This is a genomic window from Thermococcus indicus (assembly GCF_006274605.1).
Taxonomy (GTDB): Archaea; Methanobacteriota_B; Thermococci; order Thermococcales; family Thermococcaceae; genus Thermococcus; species Thermococcus indicus.
Genome location: NZ_CP040846.1, coordinates 545,502 through 563,686 on the forward strand (window position 1 = coordinate 545,502; position 18,185 = coordinate 563,686).

31 protein-coding genes are annotated in these 18,185 nt (G+C 56.7%); all 31 read left to right on the top strand.

Annotated features, from left to right (window positions below):
* Positions 1 to 1,753: 1,753 nt before the first annotated feature.
* The 31 genes from FH039_RS02850 (at position 1,754) to FH039_RS03000 (ending at position 18,154) form a co-directional block, all read left to right on the top strand.
* Positions 1,754 to 2,524 (top strand): putative RNA uridine N3 methyltransferase, encoded by a 771-nt coding sequence (locus FH039_RS02850; RefSeq protein WP_139680142.1) that lies wholly within the window; start codon positions 1,754 to 1,756, stop codon positions 2,522 to 2,524.
* A gap of 1 nt (position 2,525) precedes the next feature.
* A complete protein-coding gene (locus FH039_RS02855) occupies positions 2,526 to 3,569 on the top strand; it encodes a 50S ribosomal protein L3 (RefSeq protein WP_139680143.1) in 1,044 nt (347 codons plus the stop codon).
* Between the two features lie 10 nt (positions 3,570 to 3,579).
* On the top strand, positions 3,580 to 4,347 hold the full coding sequence (gene rpl4p, locus FH039_RS02860; RefSeq protein ID WP_139680144.1) for a 50S ribosomal protein L4: 768 nt from the start codon (positions 3,580 to 3,582) through the stop codon (positions 4,345 to 4,347).
* Between the two features lie 6 nt (positions 4,348 to 4,353).
* Positions 4,354 to 4,614, top strand: a complete 261-nt coding sequence (locus tag FH039_RS02865) for a 50S ribosomal protein L23 (protein ID WP_139680145.1) — start codon at positions 4,354 to 4,356, stop codon at positions 4,612 to 4,614.
* A 13-nt stretch (positions 4,615 to 4,627) separates the two neighbouring features.
* Complete coding sequence (locus tag FH039_RS02870) at positions 4,628 to 5,347, top strand: 50S ribosomal protein L2 (protein WP_139680146.1); 720 nt, start codon at positions 4,628 to 4,630, stop codon at positions 5,345 to 5,347.
* 5 nt (positions 5,348 to 5,352) lie between these two features.
* Entirely contained in the window at positions 5,353 to 5,754 is a 402-nt protein-coding gene (locus FH039_RS02875) for a 30S ribosomal protein S19 (protein ID WP_014012557.1), read from the top strand.
* Between the two features lie 10 nt (positions 5,755 to 5,764).
* Positions 5,765 to 6,235, top strand: a complete 471-nt coding sequence (gene rplV, locus FH039_RS02880) for a 50S ribosomal protein L22 (RefSeq protein ID WP_014012556.1) — start codon at positions 5,765 to 5,767, stop codon at positions 6,233 to 6,235.
* A 5-nt stretch (positions 6,236 to 6,240) separates the two neighbouring features.
* A complete protein-coding gene (locus FH039_RS02885; protein ID WP_139680147.1) occupies positions 6,241 to 6,873 on the top strand; it encodes a 30S ribosomal protein S3 in 633 nt (210 codons plus the stop codon).
* A complete protein-coding gene (gene rpmC / locus FH039_RS02890; protein ID WP_014012554.1) occupies positions 6,860 to 7,060 on the top strand; it encodes a 50S ribosomal protein L29 in 201 nt (66 codons plus the stop codon). Before FH039_RS02885 ends, rpmC begins: the two co-directional genes overlap by 14 nt.
* Positions 7,061 to 7,096: 36 nt before the next feature.
* The gene (yciH, locus tag FH039_RS02895; RefSeq protein WP_206204241.1) at positions 7,097 to 7,363 is read left to right on the top strand and encodes a stress response translation initiation inhibitor YciH; all 267 of its coding nucleotides are present in this window, start codon (positions 7,097 to 7,099) and stop codon (positions 7,361 to 7,363) included.
* Complete coding sequence (locus FH039_RS02900) at positions 7,249 to 7,626, top strand: ribonuclease P protein component 1 (protein WP_139680148.1); 378 nt, start codon at positions 7,249 to 7,251, stop codon at positions 7,624 to 7,626. Before yciH ends, FH039_RS02900 begins: the two co-directional genes overlap by 115 nt.
* Positions 7,623 to 7,958, top strand: a complete 336-nt coding sequence (locus tag FH039_RS02905; protein ID WP_014012551.1) for a 30S ribosomal protein S17 — start codon at positions 7,623 to 7,625, stop codon at positions 7,956 to 7,958. Before FH039_RS02900 ends, FH039_RS02905 begins: the two co-directional genes overlap by 4 nt.
* Positions 7,959 to 7,963: 5 nt before the next feature.
* Complete coding sequence (locus FH039_RS02910) at positions 7,964 to 8,389, top strand: 50S ribosomal protein L14 (RefSeq protein ID WP_068665902.1); 426 nt, start codon at positions 7,964 to 7,966, stop codon at positions 8,387 to 8,389.
* 10 nt (positions 8,390 to 8,399) lie between these two features.
* Entirely contained in the window at positions 8,400 to 8,765 is a 366-nt protein-coding gene (gene rplX, locus FH039_RS02915; RefSeq protein WP_139680149.1) for a 50S ribosomal protein L24, read from the top strand.
* Positions 8,765 to 9,496, top strand: coding sequence for a 30S ribosomal protein S4e (locus tag FH039_RS02920; protein WP_014012548.1), 732 nt, complete (start codon positions 8,765 to 8,767; stop codon positions 9,494 to 9,496). Before rplX ends, FH039_RS02920 begins: the two co-directional genes overlap by 1 nt.
* 11 nt (positions 9,497 to 9,507) lie before the next feature.
* Entirely contained in the window at positions 9,508 to 10,059 is a 552-nt protein-coding gene (locus FH039_RS02925; RefSeq protein WP_139680150.1) for a 50S ribosomal protein L5, read from the top strand.
* Between the two features lies 1 nt (position 10,060).
* Positions 10,061 to 10,231 carry a 30S ribosomal protein S14 gene (locus tag FH039_RS02930; protein ID WP_014012546.1) on the top strand — a complete coding sequence of 57 codons (171 nt, stop codon included), beginning with the start codon at positions 10,061 to 10,063 and terminating at the stop codon, positions 10,229 to 10,231.
* 11 nt (positions 10,232 to 10,242) lie between these two features.
* Positions 10,243 to 10,635, top strand: coding sequence for a 30S ribosomal protein S8 (locus tag FH039_RS02935; RefSeq protein WP_014012545.1), 393 nt, complete (start codon positions 10,243 to 10,245; stop codon positions 10,633 to 10,635).
* A gap of 10 nt (positions 10,636 to 10,645) precedes the next feature.
* Complete coding sequence (locus FH039_RS02940; RefSeq protein WP_139680151.1) at positions 10,646 to 11,200, top strand: 50S ribosomal protein L6; 555 nt, start codon at positions 10,646 to 10,648, stop codon at positions 11,198 to 11,200.
* A gap of 10 nt (positions 11,201 to 11,210) precedes the next feature.
* On the top strand, positions 11,211 to 11,591 hold the full coding sequence (locus tag FH039_RS02945) for a 50S ribosomal protein L32e (protein ID WP_139680152.1): 381 nt from the start codon (positions 11,211 to 11,213) through the stop codon (positions 11,589 to 11,591).
* 10 nt (positions 11,592 to 11,601) lie between these two features.
* On the top strand, positions 11,602 to 12,048 hold the full coding sequence (locus FH039_RS02950) for a 50S ribosomal protein L19e (RefSeq protein WP_139680153.1): 447 nt from the start codon (positions 11,602 to 11,604) through the stop codon (positions 12,046 to 12,048).
* A gap of 10 nt (positions 12,049 to 12,058) precedes the next feature.
* Positions 12,059 to 12,664, top strand: coding sequence for a 50S ribosomal protein L18 (locus FH039_RS02955; RefSeq protein ID WP_139680154.1), 606 nt, complete (start codon positions 12,059 to 12,061; stop codon positions 12,662 to 12,664).
* Positions 12,661 to 13,368 (top strand): 30S ribosomal protein S5, encoded by a 708-nt coding sequence (gene rpsE / locus FH039_RS02960; RefSeq protein ID WP_139680155.1) that lies wholly within the window; start codon positions 12,661 to 12,663, stop codon positions 13,366 to 13,368. Before FH039_RS02955 ends, rpsE begins: the two co-directional genes overlap by 4 nt.
* A gap of 11 nt (positions 13,369 to 13,379) precedes the next feature.
* Positions 13,380 to 13,847, top strand: coding sequence for a 50S ribosomal protein L30 (locus FH039_RS02965; RefSeq protein WP_139680156.1), 468 nt, complete (start codon positions 13,380 to 13,382; stop codon positions 13,845 to 13,847).
* Positions 13,848 to 13,858: 11 nt separating this feature from the next.
* A complete protein-coding gene (locus FH039_RS02970) occupies positions 13,859 to 14,305 on the top strand; it encodes an uL15 family ribosomal protein (RefSeq protein WP_139680157.1) in 447 nt (148 codons plus the stop codon).
* Positions 14,306 to 14,340: 35 nt separating this feature from the next.
* Complete coding sequence (secY, locus tag FH039_RS02975) at positions 14,341 to 15,786, top strand: preprotein translocase subunit SecY (protein ID WP_139680158.1); 1,446 nt, start codon at positions 14,341 to 14,343, stop codon at positions 15,784 to 15,786.
* A 76-nt stretch (positions 15,787 to 15,862) separates the two neighbouring features.
* Positions 15,863 to 16,453: an adenylate kinase gene (locus FH039_RS02980; RefSeq protein WP_139680159.1), complete on the top strand. Its 591-nt coding sequence runs from the start codon at positions 15,863 to 15,865 to the stop codon at positions 16,451 to 16,453.
* Positions 16,446 to 16,973: a DUF106 domain-containing protein gene (locus FH039_RS02985; RefSeq protein WP_139680160.1), complete on the top strand. Its 528-nt coding sequence runs from the start codon at positions 16,446 to 16,448 to the stop codon at positions 16,971 to 16,973. The genes FH039_RS02980 and FH039_RS02985 overlap by 8 nt, the downstream gene beginning before the upstream one ends.
* Positions 16,974 to 17,015: 42 nt before the next feature.
* Positions 17,016 to 17,288, top strand: a complete 273-nt coding sequence (locus FH039_RS02990; protein WP_139681595.1) for a 50S ribosomal protein L34e — start codon at positions 17,016 to 17,018, stop codon at positions 17,286 to 17,288.
* Between the two features lie 19 nt (positions 17,289 to 17,307).
* On the top strand, positions 17,308 to 17,889 hold the full coding sequence (cmk, locus tag FH039_RS02995; RefSeq protein WP_058938253.1) for a (d)CMP kinase: 582 nt from the start codon (positions 17,308 to 17,310) through the stop codon (positions 17,887 to 17,889).
* A 13-nt stretch (positions 17,890 to 17,902) separates the two neighbouring features.
* The gene (locus FH039_RS03000) at positions 17,903 to 18,154 is read left to right on the top strand and encodes a 50S ribosomal protein L14e (RefSeq protein WP_139680161.1); all 252 of its coding nucleotides are present in this window, start codon (positions 17,903 to 17,905) and stop codon (positions 18,152 to 18,154) included.
* Positions 18,155 to 18,185: the final 31 nt, after the last annotated feature.

An 18,185-nucleotide genomic window follows, 5' to 3' on the forward strand; every position in this document is an offset into this window, starting at 1 on the left:
GGTTGGTCACTTTAACTTGCACTCCTACAAGTAACTTGCGGGGGTGCAAGTTGATTTTACACGTTTTTGTTCTATGATGTCAATTTTAGGACATTCTGAGATTCTGGCGAACTCATGTATGTGGAGATGGATTCGTCTGGTTTTTGTAGGGAAAAGCTTGGCCAAAGAAACTTTTCTGGCGAAAAGTTTCATCAAAATCAGTCAAAAACATTCCGCCAGTGCTGAAGCTTTTAGAAAAAGCTTCGCCAAAAGTTGGTAGCTCTTCTTGAGGCTGTGCTCTGAAGATGGGGTTTTCAGGTCAGGTGCCAACGTTCCAAGTGAGAACCTGTTTTAAGTTCCTTTGACGAGGGTTTAACTTGAAAAAGACGCCCGTAGGGCGTCAAAAAGGCAAACCTAACCTAAGGATGAATTTTGGGCAGATTCTCTATGTTAAACGCTCCAGCCATGATAAAACCCCTTGAAAATCAGCACGTCAAAAGGAGCTACAAATTTTGATGAAACTTTGCCCAGCAAAGTTTCCGAGGGGTGTGGGGGTGTTAGCCCCCCAGCAACCTTTGCCTGCGCAAAGGTTGACCAAATGATTCTGACTTTATTTAATCGTATTGGAGCAGTTCGTACGTGTTTTAAAATGGGTAGACTTTTAGAAGGCTTTCTTGAGTAAAAATGAGAAATGTTCGCTGGGTTTCTCTTTTCTGCGCCCTTCGGGCGCCATTAAACGTAAACCCCTCTGAAAAGTCAATTCAATTGTGAAAGCCACTTGAGATAAGGCACATGGAAAGCACGTACGAACTTTGATGAAACTTTGCGGAGGCAAAGTTTCTTTCCGTGGGGTGGAACCCCACTTCGGGGGTTTGAGAGTACAGAGCAAGCTTTAACAAAGCTTGACCAAAAGATCGTGATTTTTTAAGATAGTGCCCTTGAAGATGGATTCATTTCAAAATCAGCCATTAAGAAGTTGGATCCTTCGAACAGACTTGTTCACATGGGTTCTACTTGAACCGCGCTCCTTCGGAGCGCTAAAAAACTTGAACCCCTTCTGAAATGCCTCCTTGGAACGAATCCGACACTCACAAAGTAAATTCTAGAGAATCCACTTAAGGACACTCATTACAGACAGAATCACGAACCTTGATCAAACTCTGCGGGACTGTCGTCCCTTGCGTCGAGCGGAGCTCGACGTCGCGCAGGCGAACAAGCTTTTAGAAAAAGCTTGACCAAAAGAGTTCCCTTTCTGTCAAATCGGCAGAGAATAAAAGTGTGCACTATCAAAGCAGTACCTTTTAAATCAGGGTTTAATCCCTGAATGAGCTATTGAAGAGGTTTTACGTCTTCTTGGCGTCCAAAGGACGCCTTGGGGGAGTGAAACATTATAAAACTGCTATATGCAGAGTAACCCTACCAAAAATCAGCATTATCAAAATCGCACACAAATTTTCCGCCAGCGCTCCTTGGGAAGCGAAGCTTCCCGAGGTGTTGAGGCTTTGCCTCAACATGCGAAGCAGGGGCTGTTTGGGGGGTGTGGGGGCGTTAGCCCCCCGGTAGTTTAAAAAGAACTGGGGTGCGGGGTGAAACCCCGCATCGGGGGTTTGAGAGTACAGAGAGATAAGGGGGCGGAGCCCCCTTGTCTTTCGTTTGCAAAAAATTTGTATACCTCCAAACCCAAAAAAGGGTGGAACGGTTCGAAAGCCTTTTAAATAGTCTCCATAGACCCCACTTCAGCGTTAAAGTACCCACAGCAAAGGATGACGGAAAAATGGCCTGGCACATCTTCATTCCAGATTCGCTCCTTGAAGAGACCGACGACCCCAAAATCCGGACGTACAAGGTTGGGCAGATAGCCAGGGCCGCTGCAATCTTCGGCGTTGAGCACGTGTGGGTTTACAGGGCCGGCGGCAGGGACGGAAGGTTCATCAAAACAATCCTTGAGTACGCGGAAACGCCCCAGTACCTCAGAAAGAGGCTGTTCCCCCTCATGCCGGAGCTCCGCTATGTTGGCGTCATCCCGCCGCTAAGAACTCCCCACCACAAGCTCAAGGGGAAACCGAGGGTCGGGGAGATCCGCGAGGGCTTCGCCTTCCGGAAGGGAAGGAGAACCTACGCGGACATCGGTCTCGACGACCTCGCCGCGGTGGAGGGGGACGTTGAGGGGCGCGCAACTTTCAGAATCGTCTCAGCAAGGCCTCTCAGGGTGATACCAGCGAAGCCAGAGGAGTACTGGGGGTACAGTGTGCATCTCACGAGGAAGTCACTGGCAAAAACACTTAAAAAGGCCAGGCTGGATTTGGCGATTGCCACCTCCCGGAGGGGGCGTGACATTCGAGAGGTGAAGCTTCCCCCGCTCGAGGGGGAGGTCGGATTCGTGTTTGGCTCACCGAGGAAAGGCGTGATGGAGCTCCTCGGCGAGGAGGAATATGACTTTGATCTAATCCTCAACACCATTCCAAATCAGCGGACGGCCACCGTCCGCACCGAGGAGGCCGTGTTGGCCACACTCGCGGTGTTTAATCTCATAAGGAGGGATTGAGATGGGAAAAATACACAGGCCAAGGAGAGGTTCACTGGCTTACTCCCCGAGAAAGAGGGCTAGGAGTGTAGTCCCAAGAATCAAGAAGTGGCCGAAGGACAGTGAGGTCAGGATGCTCGGTTTCGCCGGCTACAAGGCTGGCATGACCCACGTCCTCATGATCGACGACAGGCCAGGGCTCACCAAGGGCAAGGAGATCTTCATGCCGGTCACTATCGTGGAAGTCCCGCCGCTCTTCGTCTACGGCATCAGGGCCTACAGGCAGGGCTACCTCGGTCTCGAGACCGCCACCGAGGTCTGGTTCCACGAGCTCAACGACCACGTCAAGAGGCGCATAAAGACCCTGCCGAAGAACTACGACGAGGATGCGTTCAAGGCCAAGCTTGCCCAGCTTGAGGAGCTTATCGAGGGCGGCGAGATAGTTGACGTCAGGCTTCTCGTCCACACCCAGCCGTGGCTCATCAAGCTCAAGAAGAAGCCCGAGGTCATGGAGTACGCCATCGGTGGCGACGACGTCAAGGCCAAGTTCGAGTACGCCAAGGAGAAGATAGGCAAGGAGCTCCGCGCGAGCGAGGTTCTCCACGAGGGTGAGCTCCTCGACATCATCGCCGTCACCAAGGGTAAGGGAACCCAGGGCCCGGTCAAGCGCTGGGGTGTCAAGATACAGTTCCACAAGGCCCAGAGGGCTGGCAAGGCCAGGCACATCGGTAACCTCGGTCCGTGGCACCCGACCAGGGTCATGTGGACCGTCCCCCTCGCGGGTCAGATGGGCTTCCACCACAGGACCGAGTTCAACAAGAGGCTCATCGCCATAGGTGAGAACGGCGTTCTCAAGCTCGGTGACAAGAAGGAGATTGAGATCACTCCGAAGGGCGGCTTCCCGCACTACGGTGTCATAAGGAGCGACTTCCTCATGATACAGGGCACCGTTCCGGGAGCCTTCAAGAGGATCATCAGGGTCAGGCCGGCTATAAGGGCGCCGAAGAAGAGGCCGCCGGTTGAGAGGCCGCAGATAACCTACGTCAGTAGGGAATCCAAGCAGTGAGGTGAGATAGATGAAGGTTAAGGTTTTCAATCTCGAAGGCGAGCCTGTGGAGGAGATAGAGCTTCCGAAGGTCTTTGCCACTCCGTTCAGGCCCGACCTCATCAGGAGGGCTGTCATCGCCTCATGGACCCACAGGATACAGCCGCAGGGTAGGGACCCGATGGCCGGCAAGAGAAGGGTCACCGAGAACATCGGAAAGGGCCACGGAATGGCCAGGGTTGAGAGGATAAAGACCTCCCCGAGGTTTGCCGCCTTCGTCCCCTTCGCGAGGGGTGGAAGGAGAACCCACCCGCCCAAGGTTGAGAAGGTCATCTGGGAGGACATCAACAAGAAGGAGCGCAGGCTGGCCATAATGAGCGCCATCGCTGCAACCGCCAACTACGACCTCGTCAGGGCCAGGGGCCACATCGTTGACAACGTCCCGCAGGTCCCGATAGTCGTCACCGACGACCTCGAGAAGGTCTTCAAGACCGCCCAGACCAGGGAGATATTCAAGAAGCTCGGCATCTGGGACGACATCGAGAGGGCCAAGAAGAACACCAAGATAAGGGCCGGTAAGGGCAAGATGCGCGGAAGGCGCTACAAGAAGGCCAAGGGGCCGCTCATCGTCGTTGCCAAGAACGAGGGAATCGTCCAGGGAGCCAGGAACCACCCCGGCGTTGACGTCGTCACCGTCGAGAACCTCAGTGCCGAGCTGCTCGCTCCGGGTACACACCCCGGAAGGCTTACGGTCTGGACGAAGGGAGCTATAGAGAGGCTTAGGGAGATTTACGGGTGATGGGAGATGGATCCGTACAAGGTTATCGTCAAGCCGGTCGTCACGGAGAAGGCCGTGGCCATGATCGAGAACGAGAACAAGCTCACCTTCATAGTCGACAAGCGCGCCACCAAGGGGGACATCAAGAGGGCCGTGGAAGCGATGTTCGACGTCAAGGTCGAGAAGGTCAACGTCCTCATAACCATGAAGGGCGAGAAGAAGGCTTATGTGAAGCTCAAGCCTGAGTACAGCGCAAGTGAGGTTGCTGCCAGGATAGGATTGTTCTGACGGGGTGAGTGAGATGGGAAAGAGTCTGATTCAGCAGAGGAGAGGTAAGGGAACCACGACCTTTAGGGCCCCCTCCCACAGGTACAGGGGCGCCATCAGGTACGTTCCGCTCAACCTTACCAAGGAGAAGACCCTCGTCGGCAAGGTCGTCGAGATACTCCACGACCCGGGAAGGACCGCCCCGGTCGCCAGGGTCAAGTTCGAGAACGGCATGGAGAAGCTCATCATAGCTCCGGAAGGGGTCCTCGTCGGCGAAGAGATAGCCATCGGGCCGAACGCTCCAATCAAGATCGGCAACACCCTCCCGCTTGCCATGATACCGGAGGGAAGCTACGTCTACGACATCGAGGGAGTTCCGGGCGACGGTGGCAAGTACGTTCGCGCCGGCGGTGCCTACGCCCTCGTCGTCAGCAGGGAGAAGGACAAGGTCATAGTCCAGCTTCCGAGCGGTGAGCTCAAGCAGTTCAAGCCGACCTGCAGGGCCACCATAGGTGTCGTCGCCGGCGGCGGTAGGCTCGAGAAGCCCATCGTCAAGGCGGGTAAGGCCTACTACATCGCCAAGGCCAGGAACAGATTCTGGCCGAAGCCGAGGGGTGTCAAGATGAACGCCGTCAACCACCCGCACGGTGGTAAGGAGCACCACATCGGCAGGCCGAGCACCGTTTCGAGGCGCGCCCCGCCCGGAAGGAAGGTCGGTCACATAGCCGCGAGAAGAACTGGTAGGAGGAAGTGATGAAGATGGCGAGAAAGAAGGAGTTTAAGTACAGGGGTTACAGCTTCGAGGAACTGCTCAACATGTCACTCGAGGACTTTGCCAAGCTCCTCCCGGCCAGGCAGAGGAGGAGCCTCAAGCGCGGCCTCAGTCCGGAGCAGAAGAAGCTCCTCAGGAAGATAAGGCTTGCCAAGAAGGGCAAGTACAACAAGCCGATAAGGACCCACAGCAGGGACATGGTTATACTCCCCGAGATGGTCGGCATGACCATCCACGTCTACAACGGAAAGGAGTTCATCCCGATAGAGATCAAGGAGGAGATGATCGGCCACTACCTCGGCGAGTTCGCCCTCTCCAGGAAGGTCGTCCAGCACGGTTCACCTGGTGTCGGTGCGACCAGGTCATCGATGTTCGTGGCGGTCAAGTGAGGTGGTATAGATGAGCAGGGGCAGGTTTTCCTACTCATTCCAAAATTTTGACCCCGAGAAGATGGCTCGTGCCAGCGGAAGGGATCTCAGGATATCCCCGAAGCACAGCGTCGAGCTCCTCAGGGAGATCAGGGGAATGATGGTCAACGACGCGCTCAGGTACCTCGACGACGTCATAGCCCTCAAGAGGCCGGTTCCGATGAAGCGCCACAACGACAGCCAGGGTCACAAGCCGGGCAGGGGCTTTGGTCCGGGTAGGTACCCGGTCAAGGTCGCCAAGGCCGTCAAGAAGGTCCTCCTCAACGCCAAGAACAACGCCGAGCAGAAGGGCCTCGACCCCGACAGGCTCAAGATAATCCACGCGGCAGCGCACAGGGGCCCGGTCCTCAGGGGTTACATCCCGAGGGCCTTCGGAAGGGCCACACCGTTCAACGAGCAGACCACCCACATCGAGATAGTCGTTGAGGAGATTAGGAGGTGAGACTTTTGGCGATCGAGAGATACTTCATCAAGGAGAACGTTAAGGAGATGCTCATCGACGAGTACCTTGAGAAAGAGCTCCGCAGAGCGGGCTACGGTGGAATCGACATCAAGAAGACCCCACTCGGAACCAAGGTCACCATCTTCGCCGCCAACCCCGGCTATGTCATAGGCAGGGGCGGCAGGCGCATAAGGGAGCTCACCAGAACCCTCGAGAGGAAGTTCAACCTCGAGAACCCGCAGATAGAGGTCGAGGAGATCAAGAACCCGTACCTCAACGCCAAGGTCCAGGCCGTCAGGCTCGCCCAGGCCCTTGAGAGGGGCGTCCACTTCAGAAGGGCCGCCTACTCGGCTATCAGGGCCATAATGAGGAACGGCGCTCGCGGTGTCGAGATAAGGCTCAGCGGAAAGCTCACCGGCGAGAGGGCCAAGAGCGTCAGGTTCTACCAGGGCTACCTCGCCAAGGTCGGAAACCCTGCCGAGACTCTCGTCAGCAAGGGCTACGCCCAGGCCAAGCTCAAGCTCGGTGTCATCGGTGTTAAGGTTTCCATCATGCCGCCCGACGCCAAGCTCCCGGACGAGATTGAGGTCATAGAGAAGCTCGTTGAGGAAGAGGTGAGCACCAATGAAGCCGAGTGAGATTAGGGAGATGAGCATCGAGGAGATCGACAAGAAGCTCAGGGAGCTCCGCCTCGAGCTCGCCAAGGAGAGGGGTGTGCTCACCATGGGGGCCTCCATAGAGAACCCCATGGTCATCCGCAACCTCAGGCGCGACATAGCGCGCCTGCTTACCATAAAGAAGGAGAAGCTTAGGGAGAAAAGGTGAGGTTCGGTGCCAAGGATTGTTAACCCTCTGGATGAGATGCTCTTTAAGGAGGTCCTGAAGGAGCAGCAGAGAATTAGAGTGTACATAGAGAAGGCCCGCTACGGAAAGCTTAAAACCATAATCGAGGGCATAGACGAGAAGGAGTTCGACCTGGATGATATAGCAAAGAAGCTGAAGGCGAAGCTGGCATGCGGCGGAACGGTCAAGAAGGGAAGGATAGAGCTCCAGGGAGACCACAGAGAAAGGGTCAAGAAGTTGCTCGGAGACCTTGGATTTTCCGAGGACTTGATAGAAATCGAGTGAATCAGAAAAACATCATCTGGGGCGAGCTCATAGGGCTGAAAGCAAAAATTATAAGGGCATCTCATCCAGAGCTGGTTGGCATCGAGGGCTACGTCCTTGACGAGACGAGGAACACCCTCACCATCGGCGGTGAGAGGGTCTGGGTTATCCCGAAGGACGTGGCGGAGCTCGAGTTTGAAGTTGGCGGTAAAAAAATCCGAATCAACGGAAAGGAACTGATTGGAAGACCCGAGATGAGATTGAAGAAGAGGTGGCGAAAATGAGAGAGATCGGATTGAAGGTTCAGCCTCCCGCTGAGAAGTGTGACGATCCCCACTGCCCCTGGCACGGACACCTCAGGATACACGGCAGGTACTTTGAGGGTGTCGTCGTCAGCGACAAAGGCAAGAAGACCGTCGTCGTCGAGAGGCAGCACTACCACTACCTCAAGAAGTACGAGAGGTATGAGCTCAGGAGGAGCAAGGTTCACGCTCACAACCCGGAGTGCATAGACGCCAAGGTCGGTGACAGGGTCCTCATCGCCGAGACCCGGCCGATAAGCAAGACCAAGAGCTGGGTTGTCGTTGCCGTCACCAAGAGGGCTGGCGAGAGGTGATATGAATGGCGAAGAAGGGTGCAGGTGCTACGAGAGGAATTAGCCCGGTCAGGCCGACTCGCGCTCTTCCGATAGGCGCTTACCTCAAGGTCGCCGACAACAGCGGCGCCAAGGTCATCCAGATCATAGGCGTCGTCGGCTACAAGGGCACCAGGAGGAGGCTCGCCTCTGCCGGCGTCGGCGACATGGTCGTCGCCACCGTCAAGAAGGGAAGGCCCGACATCAGGCACCAGGTTGTCAGGGCCGTCGTCGTCAGGCAGAGGAAAGAGTACAGGCGCCTTGACGGAATGCGTGTCAAGTTCGAGGACAACGCTGCAGCTATAGTTACCCCCGAGGGTGTCCCGAGGGGGACCGAGATCAGGGGTGCCATAGCCAGGGAAGCCGCCGAGCGCTGGGTAAGGCTCGGCAGCATAGCGAGCATAGTGTTGTGAGGTGAGAAAGATGAAGTTGAAGACCAGGCAGCCGAGGAAGCAGAGGAAGTTCCTCTACAACGCTCCCCTTCACCTTAGGAGCAAGGTAATGGCCGCCACCCTGAGCGAGGATCTCAGGAACAAGTACGGCGTCAGGAGCCTTCCGATCAGGGAGGGCGACAAGGTCCGCGTTATGCGCGGAGACTTCAAGGGTAAGGAAGGCAAGGTCGTTGAGGTTGACCTCAAGAGGTACAGGATACACGTCGAGGGCGTTACCCACAAGAAGACCGACGGAACCGAGGTGTTCTACCCCCTCCACCCGTCGAACGTTATGATAATCGAACTCAACCTCGACGATGAGAGGAGAGAGAAGATAATTAAGAGGAGGGCTGGTTGATGGCGAGGAAAGGCGCTAAGAGGCACCTTAAGAGGCTTGCCGCTCCCAATCAGTGGTACATCTCGAGAAAGACCTACAAGTGGGCGGTCAGGCCGAGGCCGGGTCCGCACAGCATGAGGACTTCCATACCCCTGCTCTACATAGTCAGGGACTACCTCGGCTACGCCAAGACCGCCCGCGAGGCGAGGAAGATACTCAACGAGGGCAAGATCCTCGTTGACGGCCGCGTTAGGAAGGACTACAAGTTCCCGGTCGGTATCATGGACGTCGTTTCCATCCCCGAGACCGGCGAGCACTACAGGGTTCTTCCGAACAGGATCGGCAAGCTCATACTGCACCCGATAAGCGAGAAGGAGGCCAACATAAAGCCGCTCAGAATAAGCAACAAGCGCATGGTCAAGGGGGCGAAGGTTCAGCTCAACCTCCACGACGGAAGCAACCACCTCGTCACCATGGATGAGAAGGACAGGTACATGACCGCCAGCACCGTCCTCATGAAGGTCCCAGAGAGGGAGGTCATCGAGGTTCTCCCGTTTGAGGTCGGTGCCTACGTCTTCGTTACCCAGGGTAAGAACGTTGCCAGGAAGGGTAAGGTCGTCGAGGTCAGGCAGTTCCCGATGGGATGGCCGGACGTCGTCACCATCGAGGACGAGAACGGGGAGCTCTTCGACACCCTGAAGGAGTACGCCTTCGTCGTTGGTAAGGAGAAGCCGGAGATTTCCCTTCCGTGAGGTGAGATAAGATGCAGATCAACAGAGAGGCTATCCTAGCGGACTGGGAAGCTCACCCGATGAGGAAGCCCAGGATCGCTAAGCTTACCATCAACATTGGAGTTGGCGAGAGCGGTGAGAGGCTCACCAAGGCTGAGACGATGCTGGAGGGGCTCGTCGGCCAGAAGCCCATAAGAAGGCGCGCAAAGCAGACCAACAAGGACTTCGGAATCAGGCGCGGAGAGCCGATAGCGGTGAAGGTCACCCTCCGCGGCAAGAAGGCCGAGGAGATGCTGAACAGGCTCCTCGAGGCCGTTGACAGGAAGCTCAAGGCGAGCAACTTCGACGAGCACGGCAACTTCTGCTTCGGAATCCAGGAGCACATCAACATACCGGGCGTTGAGTACGACCCGGAGATAGGCATCTTCGGTATGGACGTCTGCGTTACCCTCGACAGGCCAGGATACAGGGTCGCCAAGAGGAAGAGGCAGAGGAAGAAGCTCCCGACCAAGCACAAGCTGACCAAGGAGGAGGGTATCGTCTTCGCTATGGAGGAGTTTAAGGTTACCGTGGAGGGATTGTGAGATGGCGAAGGCTGACTACAACAAGAGGAAGCCCAGGAAGTTTGGAAAGGGTGCGAGAAGGTGCATGCGCTGCGGCCAGTACGGCCCGATAATCAGGATACACGGCCTTATGCTCTGCAGGCACTGCTTTAGAGAGATAGCCCCCAAGCTGGGCTTTAAGAAGTACGAGTGAGGTGAGAGGAGATGACGTTGCTTGATCCGCTGGCGAACGCTCTCTCCCACATAACCAACAGCGAGAGGGTCGGTAAGGAGGAGGTTTACCTCAAGCCGGCTTCCAAACTCATGGGAGAGGTCCTCAGGGTTATGCAGGAGAACGGCTACATCGGCGAGTTTGAGTTCATAGACGACGGAAGGGCCGGCATCTACAGGGTGCAGCTCATAGGTAAGATCAACAAGGCTGGAGCGATAAAGCCGAGGTTCCCGGTCAAGGCCAGGGAGTACGAGGCCTGGGAGAAGAGGTTCCTTCCGGCCTTCGAGTTCGGTATCCTCATCGTCTCGACCTCCCAGGGCGTCATGACCCACAAAGAGGCCATCGAGAAGGGAATCGGCGGAAGGCTGATAGCCTACGTCTACTGAGGTGAGAGAGATGCCGATAGACGCGTGGGTAAGGGAAGAGGTTGAGATTCCAGAGGGAGTCGAGGTCACCGTTGAGGGGAACACCGTCAAGGTCAAGGGTCCCAAGGGCGAGCTCGAGAGGGAGCTCAAGTATCCGGGCGTTCAGATATTCACAGAGGACGGCAAGGTCGTCGTCTTCAAGGAGTTCCCGAGGAAAAGGGACATAGCCATAGCCAGGACCTTCAAGGCCCACATAGCGAACATGCTCAGGGGAGTCACCGAGGGCTTCACCTACAAGCTCAAGATCGTTTACAGCCACTTCCCGATGACCGTCAAGGTTCAGGGAGACGAGGTCGTCATCGAGAACTTCCTCGGTGAGAAGAACCCGAGGAGGGCTAAGATACTCCCGGGAGTCACCGTCAGGGTCTCCGGCCAGGAGGTCATCGTCGAGGGCATAGACAGGGAAGCGGTTGGCCAGACCGCGGCCAACATCGAGCAGGCTACCAAGATAACCAAGTGGGACAGGCGTGTCTTCCAGGATGGTATCTACATCGTTGAGAAGGCTGGTAAGCCGATAAAGTTCTGAGGTGTGAGAAATGAACGAGAAGGCGAGACTCCTTAGGATAAGGGCCAGGATCAAGAGGAAGAAGCCCCGCTTCCTCCGCCAGGAGTGGTGGAGGTACCCGAAGTTCAGGAACGACCCCAAGTGGCGCAGGCCCAAGGGAATCGACAGCAAGATGAGGCTCAAGAAGAAGGGCAAGCCCCGCTCACCCAGCATAGGCTGGAGCTCCCCTAAGGCCGTTCGCGGTCTCCACCCGAGCGGCTACGAGGAGGTCCTCGTCCACAACGTCAGGGAGCTTGAGGCCATCGACCCGACCAGGCAGGCTGCAAGGATAGCGAGAACCGTTGGTGCCAGGAAGAGAGAGGCCATAATCGCCAGGGCCAAGGAGCTCGGCGTGAAGGTACTCAACCCGTGAGGTGAGGCTCATGCTCAAGATGCAGAGAAGGATTGCCGCTGATTTGTTGAAGTGCGGTGAGAACAGGGTCTGGATCGACCCGGAGAGGATTGATGACGTCGCCGCCGCCATAACTAGGGAGGACGTGAGGAGGCTCATCAACGACGGCGTCATCAAGAAGAAGCCCGTTAAGGGCCAGAGCAGGGCCCGTGCCAGGGCTTTCCAGGAGGCCAGGAAGAAGGGCCGCCACAGGGGCCCGGGAAGCAAGAAGGGTAAGAAGACCGCCAGGATGGGCAAGAAGGAGCGCTGGATGATGACCATAAGGGCCCTCAGAAAGGAGCTCAGGAAGCTCAAGGCCGAGGGCAAGCTCGACGAGCACACCTACAGGAGGCTCTACATCCGCGCCAAGGGCGGCCAGTTCAAGAACAAGAGGCAGCTCTACCTGTTCATGCAGGAGCACGACATACTGAAGGAGTGAGGTGAGAGAGATGGCACACGGACCGAGGTATAGGGTTCCGTTCAGGAGAAGGAGAGAGGGTAAGACTAACTATCACAAGAGGCTCGCCCTCCTCAAGTCTGGAAAGCCCAGGCTTGTCGTGAGGAAGACCCTCAACCACCACGTCGCCCAGATAGTCCTCTACGACCCGAAGGGTGACAAGACTGTCGTTTCGGCTCACACCAGGGAGCTCATGAGGGACTTCGGCTGGAAGGGCCACGGCGGCAACACCCCGAGCGCCTACCTGCTCGGTCTCCTCATAGGCTACAAGGCCAAGAAGGCCGGCATCGAGGAGGCCATCCTTGACATAGGCCTCCACCCGCCGACCAGGGGTTCGAGCATATTCGCCGTCCTCAAGGGAGCCGTTGATGCGGGCCTGGACGTTCCGCACAGCGAGGAGATCTACCCCGAGGACTACAGGATAAACGGCGAGCACATAGCGAACTACGCCAAGGCCCTTAAGGAGGAGGACGAGGCCCTCTACAGGAAGCAGTTCAGCGGCTACCTCGTCAAGGGCCTCGAGCCCGAGAAGCTCCCCGAGCACTTTGAGGATGTTAAGGCTAAGATAATCGAGAAGTTTGAGGGGGCGAGAGAATGAGCGACCCGAGAGAGATTACCCAGCGCGTCCTTGAGGAGTGGGAGCCAAAGACCAAGCTCGGCAGGCTCGTCAAGGAGGGCCAGATAACTGACATTCACGAGATATTCCGCAAGGGCTACCAGATCAAGGAGCCGGAGATAGTTGACGTCCTCCTCCCGGAGGTCAACATGAGGGAGAACCAGGAGGTTCTCGACATAGCCCTCACCGTCAGGATGACCGACAGCGGAAGGAGGATCCGCTTCAGGGTTCTCGCCGCTGTGGGCAACAGGGACGGCTACGTCGGCCTTGGAATCGGCCACGGGAAGGAGGTTGGAATAGCCATCAGGAAGGCCATCAACTACGCCAAGATGAACATCATCGAGATCAAGCGCGGCTGTGGAAGCTGGGAGTGCAGGTGCAGGAGGCCGCACTCAATTCCGTTCGCCGTCGAGGGCAAGGAAGGAAGCGTTCGCGTCAAGCTCATGCCGGGACCGCGTGGCCTTGGACTGGTCATAGGTGACGTCGGCAAGAAGATACTCAGCCTCGCCGGCGTCCAGGACGTCTGGTCCCAGACCCTCGGAGAGACGAGGACCACCGTTAACTTCGCCAAGGCCGTCTTCAACGCGCTCTACAACACCAACAGCGTCGCCGTCAAGCCGGAGGACATCGAGCGCTACGGCATAATCGTCGGAAGGGAGATGTCCACCAGCTTCCAGGTTGAGTGAGGTGAGAAAAGATGGCAAAGCTCGCACTCATCAGGCTTAGGAGCGGGATAAGGGCGAAGGGTGAGGTCAGGGACACCCTCGCCATGCTCCGCCTCCACAGGATAAACCACCTCGTCCTCGTCGACGACAACCCGAGCTACAAGGGAATGGTTCAGAAGGTCAAGGACTACATCACCTGGGGAGAGATCGACGCCGAGACCCTCGCTGCCCTCATCAGGAAGAGGGGCAGGCTCATCGGCAACAAGCCGGTTACCGACGAGTACGTCAAGGAGAAGCTTGGAATGACCATCGAAGAGTTCGCCAAGAAGGTTGTCGATGGCGAGATGAAGCTCACGGACCTCCCGAGCATCAAGCCCGTCTTCAGGCTCCACCCACCGAGGGGCGGCCTCAAGGGCGGCAAGAAGCGCACCTTCAAAGAGGGCGGAGCGCTCGGCTACCGCGGCGAGAAGATAAACGAGCTCATTGAGAGAATGCTCTGAGGTGGCGAGAGATGATAAGGAGGAAGAAGAAGGTTAGGAAGCTCCGCGGAAGTCACACTCACGGATGGGGCTGCAAGAAGAAGCACCGCGGCGGCGGTAGCAAGGGCGGTAAGGGAATGGCCGGAACCGGAAAGAGGAAGAACACCAAGTGGACCTGGGTCATCAAGTACGCCCCGGACCACCTCGGCAAGCGCGGCTTCCACAGGCCCAAGGCCGTCCAGTACACCCCGAATACCATAAACCTCAGCGACATCGACGAGAACCTCACCCTCTTCCTTGACATGGGCGTCGCCTACGAGGAGGAGGGGAAGGTCATAGTCGACACCACCCAGCTCGGTGTTGACAAGGTTCTCGGAACCGGCAGGCTCAGCAGGCCCCTCGTTGTTAAGGCCTACTACGTTACCCCGAAGGCCGAGGAGAAGATCAAGGCCGCTGGCGGCGAGGTTCTCCTCGCCTGATTCCCCTTTAATTTAACTTTTGGCGGGTGTTAATCATGGGGTTCAGAAACGTAGTGTTCGCGATTGAAAGGTACTTCCCCGAGGTTGAGCGGCCCAAGAGGCACGTGCCGCTTAAGGAAAAGTTCATGTGGACAGGGATCGTTCTGCTGCTGTACTTCATTCTCGCGGAGATTCCGCTCTACGGAATTCCCGCCCAGATCCAGGACTACTTTGCCACGCTCAGATTCGTGCTCGCAGGAAGGAGCGGTTCCCTCCTGACCCTTGGTATCGGTCCTATCGTCACCGCGAGCATCATCATGCAGCTTCTCGTCGGTTCCGAGATAGTTCACCTCGATCTCTCGAATCATGAGGATAGGAGATTCTACCAGGCCGCTCAGAAGCTCTTTGCCGTGTTTATGAGCTTCTTTGAGGCCGCCATATATGTATTCGCAGGTGCGTTTGGTAAGGTTGACATGGGACTCGGAGCGTTCCAGACAGTCACAACACCCGCCGGACAGGTTTACATAGGCCTGGGTCTCGGGATACTCATAATACTCCAGCTCGGCTTTGCCTCCGTCATGCTCATACTCCTGGACGAGCTTGTTAGCAAGTGGGGAATAGGAAGCGGTATCAGTCTCTTCATCGCCGCGGGTGTTTCCCAGACCGTTGTCACCAAGTCGCTCAATCCGTTCACCACCAGCCAGTACGTGGATCCCGTTACTGGAGGCCCCGCCATAATCGGTGCCATTCCAGCGTTCATACAGCACCTGTTTTACGGTGACCTAACCGGAGCCCTGTACAGGGGTACCCTGCCGGACATGATGGACGTCCTTGCCACCATAGTGGTGTTCCTCGTGGTCGTCTACCTCGAGAGCATGCGCGTTGAGATACCCCTCAGCTACGGCCGCGTCACGGTACGCGGAAGGTACCCGATAAGGTTCATGTACGTCAGCAACATACCCATCATCCTGACCTTCGCCCTCTACTCCAACATCCAGCTCTGGGCCAGGCTCCTCAACAACTACGGCTACACCTTCCTCGGAACGTTCGATGAGAACGGATACCCCCTGACTGGTTTCGTTACCTACCTCTACCCGCCGAGGGACATCTACCACGTCATAGCCGACCCCGGAAGGGCCCTCGTCTACGCGCTGATGACGATATTCTGGGCTATACTCTTTGGATTCCTGTGGGTCGAGCTGACGGGCCTTGATGCCAAGAGCATCGCCAGACAGCTTCAGAGGGCAGGGCTGCAGATACCAGGGTTCAGGCGCGACCCCAGGATACTTGAGAGGGTTCTCAACAGGTACATCCCCTACGTTACCTTCTGGGGTTCGTTCACACTGGCGTTAGTCGCAGTGCTGGCTGACTTCCTGGGTGCCCTCGGTACCGGAACGGGAATCCTCCTTACGGTCGGTATCCTCTACAGGCTCTACGAGGAGATTGCAAGGGAGCAGGCCACGGAGATGTTCCCTGCACTCAGGAAGTTCTTTACGAAGTGAACCCTTTCTTTTCTTTCACAAAACCTTTTAAACTCGGTCCTGTTACTTTCTCCAGAAACCTTCCTGGGTGAGCGTGATGCCGTTTGTGGTCATGATAACAGGAATTCCAGGGGTGGGGAAGAGCACCATAACCAAGCTCGCACTCAAGAAGTCCCGGGCCAAGTTCAGGCTCGTCAACTTCGGAGACCTGATGTTCGACGAGGCCTTCAGGGCGGGACTGGTGAGGCACAGGGATGAGATGAGGAAGCTCGACCCGAATGTCCAGAAGGAACTTCAGATGAAGGCCGCGAGAAGGATAGTCGAGATGTCCCAGCGCGAGCCCGTTCTGATCGACACCCACGCGACGATAAGGACACCTGTGGGCTACCTCCTCGGTTTTCCCAGGGAGGTTATCGAGGTCATAAACCCCAACTTCATCGTCATAATCGAGGCGGCACCGAGCGAGATACTCGGAAGGCGCCTGCGCGACCTGAAGCGCGACCGTGACGTGGAGACCGAGGAGCAGATACAGAGGCACCAGGACCTGAACCGCGCCGCCGCGGTCAGCTACGCTATGCATTCCAACGCGCTCATAAAGATAATCGAGAACCATGAGGATAAGGGCCTCCAGGAGGCCGTTCACGAGCTTGTTGAAGTACTGGATCTGGCGGTGGGAGAATATGATTGAGGAAATATACGCTTTCCTTGACGGCATCTTCGGGCCGATGATACAGGCCTACAACCCCATAGTGGTGGTCACGGTATCGGGAATCATACTGGGTTCCTTCTTCACCCTGCTGAACTACATCCTCGTTGACCAGGAAAAGATGAAGCGGTTGCAAAAGAAGAGCAGGGAGTTCCAGAAGAAGTACAAGGAAGCCCAGGCCGCGAAGGATGAGAAGAAGCTCAAGAAGCTCCAGCAGGAGCAGATGGAGCTCATGAAGCTCCAGAGCGAGGTTATGAAGGACCAGATGTTCAAGGTTACCCTGCTAACGCTTCCGATATTCTGGATATTCTTCGGCTGGCTCAGGAGATGGTACGTCGAGGTTGGTATCGTGAAGTCACCCTTCGACTTTTTCCTCTTCGGCTGGTTCCACGGCCTCTACCACTCGGGGCTTCCGGCCAGCGAGCTCGGTTACATTGGATGGTACGTCATGACGTCCATGGTAACCGGCTACGTCCTCAGGAAGCTCCTCGATATGGGTTAAATTTAAAAACGATTCCCTGAAAGGAAAGGCGAGGTGAGAAGAATGAAGCCGATGTACAGGTCAAGGTCATGGAGAAGGAAGTACGTCAGGACCCCTGGCGGAAGGACCGTTGTGCACTTTGAGAGGAGAAAGCCCAAGGTCGCCCACTGCGCCATGTGCGGTAGGCCGCTCAACGGTGTCCCGCGCGGCAGGCCCAGCGAGCTCAGGAAGCTCCCGAAGACCGCCAAGAGACCGGAGAGGCCCTACGCCAACCTCTGCCCGAGCTGCATGAGGAAGGTCATGAAGGCCCAGGTCAGGGCGGGCGTTGCCCTCTGATTTCGGATGAGGTGCTAACATGCCAAAGGGCTGCCTCGTGATAACCGTCAGCGGCCTGGCAGGCTCGGGAACAACCACCCTCTGCCGCAACCTCGCCAGGCACTACGGCTTCAAACACATCTACGCCGGACTCATCTTCCGGCAGATGGCGAAGGAGATGGGCATGACCCTGAAGGAGTTCCAGGAGTACGCCGAGCTTCACCCCGAGATCGACCGTGAGGTTGACAGGAGGCAGGTGGAGGCAGCCAAGGAGTGCAACGTCGTTATTGAGGGCCGCCTCGCCGGCTGGATGGTCAAGGATGCGGACCTCAAGATATGGCTCGACGCCCCCATGATGGAGCGTGCAAGGCGCGTTGCCCGCCGTGAGGGAGTCTCCGTCGAGGAGGCCTTTGTGGGAATTGCCGAGCGCGAGAAGGGCAACAGGAAAAGATATTTAAACCTTTACGGGATTGACATCGACGACAAGTCGATTTATGACTTGATCATAAATACCGCCCATTGGAATCCCGATGGCGTCTTCGCGATTGTGAAGGCCGCCATCGACCACCTATACCCCGACGGTGACGCGGGGTCGGGTGCAAACCCGGGCAACAAAAAATGAGGAGGTGGGATGAATGCCAGCTATGGAAGTCGGAAGGCTTGCCGTTATAATTGCCGGAAGGAGGGCCGGAGAGAAGGTCGTCGTCGTTGACGTCATCGACAGGAACTTCGTCCTCGTTACCGGCGCTGGCTTCAACAAGGTCAAGCGCAGGAGGATGAACGTCAAGCACCTCGAGCCCCTTCCGGAGAAGGTCAGCATCGAGCGCGGCGCCGACGACGAGGCCGTCAAGGCCGCCCTCGAGAGTGCTGGAATCAGCCTTGAGTGAGACCGAGGCCTTTTGGCCTCCCTTCACTTCT